This is a genomic window from Sphingomonas sp. RB1R13, assembly GCF_036663775.1.
Lineage (GTDB): Bacteria > Pseudomonadota > Alphaproteobacteria > Sphingomonadales > Sphingomonadaceae > Sphingomicrobium.
Map to the genome: position 1 here is coordinate 1 of NZ_JAXOJM010000107.1, position 1,058 is coordinate 1,058.

Below are 1,058 nucleotides of genomic sequence, written 5' to 3' on the forward strand. Positions count from 1 at the left end.
GGAAGGGCGCGAGGAACAGGATCCAGAACATGGTGTCCGAACAGGCGTTCGGATCGGTCATCAGCCGTGAATTGTAGATGAGCGCCATCTCATGGTCATTGAAGTGGTCGCGTTCGGTGCCGGTATGGCGGGCGCCTTCGACGGTGATGCCCTCGGCGACGTTGACCGGAACCCACTCATATTCCTTGGCGACCGACAGGAGCGCCTTGATCGCCGCGACATGCTTGCCGACCGAGGGCGGGGACAGTTTGGGCAGGTTTTGCGCAGCAGCTATTTTGATCTGCTCTTTGGCGGGCAGCGCCTTGATGCTTTTCTTCACCCGCGACGGCAAGTTCGCGCACAGGTCGCGGTATGTGCGGACGTCCTTGGCCGTGATCGAAGGCACAGGCTTGGTGCCGATCAGATCCTCGAAGCGGCGCACGGCGAGCAGCCATTCGTCGGCGGATTTCAGCGCTTCGCCTTCGGCAAGGTTATGCTTTGCACGCCATTGCGCGTAAAGCGCACGAAGCGATCGATCCGGCGCGTCGTCGGATTGCGGTGCGGGGATGCTCTGCTCGGTCAGATAGGAGCCCATTGCGGTCGCCATGGGATTGAGCACGAGGTCGGCATCCTCGGGCCAGTGCATGAAGCGGTGCTCGGCCAGGTGTCGCAGCACCCGCTCGACGATCGCGTCGAACAACGCCCCACGGGTAATCAGGGTCATGCCCGCGGCATGGGCTACCAGTTGCGCTTCGAACGTGGCGGCCTTCCAGTCCCGGGCGGCGAGCAGGCCGCGCGCAACCTCGCGGAACGCCGCGCCCTGATAGCTCGGCTGACCCTCGAATGCTTCGATCTGCGCGGAGGCGAGCTTGCGATGATCAAGCGTCTGGAACGCCGATCCGGCTTCTGGCGGCAGGTCTGGCGCGAACTCCGGCGTATCGTCTTCCGCATCCGGGTCGATCGCACTGAAGCGTTGCCGCTGCGCCGCCGCCGCGTGCTTTCCGCCCCAGCCCAGCCTCACGCGGAAGCTCAGGACCTTCAATATCGCATAGGTCACATTGTCGAGACCACGCGCCATA

General features: G+C 63.7%; 1 protein-coding gene. It reads right to left on the bottom strand.

What is annotated here, in order from left to right; genetic code table 11:
• Positions 1 to 1,058, bottom strand: a 1,058-nt coding sequence (locus U1700_RS15300; RefSeq protein WP_332753520.1) for a hypothetical protein, incomplete at both ends; no start/stop codon positions are given.